At 50.0% G+C, this 1,715-nt stretch carries 3 protein-coding genes; 1 reads left to right on the top strand and 2 read right to left on the bottom strand.

The annotated features are described in order from the left end of the window. Positions 1 to 80: 80 nt before the first annotated feature. Both FFS57_RS24815 and FFS57_RS24820 read right to left on the bottom strand, forming a co-directional pair. A complete protein-coding gene (locus FFS57_RS24815) occupies positions 81 to 545 on the bottom strand; it encodes a helix-turn-helix domain-containing protein (protein ID WP_137940494.1) in 465 nt (154 codons plus the stop codon). Next, positions 542 to 1,027 carry a transposase gene (locus FFS57_RS24820; RefSeq protein ID WP_137940495.1) on the bottom strand — a complete coding sequence of 162 codons (486 nt, stop codon included), beginning with the start codon at positions 1,025 to 1,027 and terminating at the stop codon, positions 542 to 544. Before FFS57_RS24820 ends, FFS57_RS24815 begins: the two co-directional genes overlap by 4 nt. A gap of 393 nt (positions 1,028 to 1,420) precedes the next feature. Between FFS57_RS24820 and FFS57_RS26035 the strand changes: the two genes are divergently transcribed. Further along, positions 1,421 to 1,715, top strand: a 295-nt coding sequence (locus FFS57_RS26035; protein ID WP_137940496.1) for a pilin, incomplete at its 3' end; no start/stop codon positions are given.

The raw sequence follows: 1,715 nt of genomic DNA on the forward strand, positions 1-1,715 counted from the left end.
ACCAGCTGGACATAGCGGCGGGGGCCGGACTTGGTAATTTTGACGAACATGCCGCCACTTTACCAGCCAGCCCTGGCTTATCAAATTGATCTTGTAAGACCTAAAACGTGCCACCACATGGCTTTTTGCTTGGACACCGTGAAAAAAACCATCGTTGTTGGGTTGGCGGGGTGAAAATCAAGAAAATCGAGCGTGAACCGTTGAACTCGGGGTAGCCGCAACATCGTCGATTCGGACGCCAGATAAATCCCCTCGTCTGCCAGGCGTGGGACGACCTGGCTGGGTGGCAAGTCTTGATAAGGCGAGCTATGCAGGGTCGCCAACGCGGCTTGGCGCTCGGTCTCGCTGAGCTTGTTCGGCGGAATATTGTGGCGGCGCAATGCGCGCACCTGCCTATCCCCCTCGTTCCGCTGCGGCTCGCGCCAGCGCTGTAAGGTGCGATCACTCAGGCCGAGCAGTCGGCAGACTTCACTTTGCCGGGCGCCTTGTTGATGCGCTTGTGCAAGCCATTCCAGGATGGTTTGGCGCTGTTCGGATGACGTCATTTTCCCTCGTCCCCAAACAGCGCCTGGAACTTTTTTTGCAATACCAGCAATGCAGCCGCTTCCGCGAAGGCCTTTTCTTTGTAACGCAGCTCACGCTGCAATTGAGTATGTTGGTTTTGCAGCTCACGCAGGGCCGCCTGGCTTTCCTGGCTCGGGCTGGCTTGCACTTTGCAAAAGTCTTCACGCCACTTTGGTAATTGATGCACAAACAGGCCTTTTTCACGGCACCACGCATGCAACTCGGGCTCAGACAGCGCATGACTCTCCAGCAGCGCCTGCAGGCGCTGCTCAGCGAACCAATCGCGGCCCAGCCCTTCCAGGGCCAAGTCTGGCTTACGCAAGCGCTCTTTCATCCAACCTTTCAAGGTCGTGAAAGGCATATTCAATTCCTGCGCAACCGACTCAATCGTCCACGCTCCACGTTGCCTTACCTTGAGCAAGGCTTGTTCTTTAAATTCGGGGGAATAAGGTTTCTTTTGCATTAATTGACGCTCCTGCCAGCATCATCCGGACTTTGGTTGAGGGCGACAACTAGTCTGACTTAGGGGGTCTCAGGCAAACATTGCATTATGCCAAATGGGTTGTGTGTAACGAAATGACTAAAGTCGGGGGGACGTCGTCTCGATAGGGAAAGCTAAGATAATTTTATCAATTGGTATTCCTGCTATTTTGTACAGATATTTTATGCTTGGCATATGATTTGTGACGTAATTTGTCATAGAGTGACACATCATAACAGTTGTCATGGCTCATGAAAGCTGTTACATAAAATATAACCACATGATTAAAAATGAAGTTTTATATTTTTGAGATCTGGCCTAGAATTTGCATTCTAGTTAAGAACCCATGCACTTTAATTAATTAAAGGAATATCAATGAAGTATGTACAAAAAGGTTTTACCCTGATTGAATTGATGATCGTCGTTGCGATCATCGGTATTCTAGCTGCTGTTGCGATCCCTGCTTATCAAGATTACACCAAGCGTTCGCATGTAGCTGAAGGTCTGGGTCTGGCTTCTGGCGCAAAAGCTTCGGTAACTGAGTTCTACAGCTCGACTGGTCGTTTCCCTGGCTCGAACGTTTCGGCAGGATTGGCATCTTCAGGTTCGATTAAAGGTAATGCAGTAAATAGCGTTGGCGTTGGTGCACAAGGTGTTATTACTGTTACCT

This window comes from Chitinivorax sp. B (assembly GCF_005503445.1).
GTDB lineage: Bacteria > Pseudomonadota > Gammaproteobacteria > Burkholderiales > SCOH01 > Chitinivorax.

What these genes read in the sequence shown, in the direction of transcription:
- FFS57_RS24815 (WP_137940494.1), bottom strand. Translation starts at nt 545, where the DNA reads ATGACGTCATCCGAACAGCGCCAAACCATCCTGGAATGGCTTGCACAA.
- FFS57_RS24820 (WP_137940495.1), bottom strand. Translation starts at nt 1,027, where the DNA reads ATGCAAAAGAAACCTTATTCCCCCGAATTTAAAGAACAAGCCTTGCTC.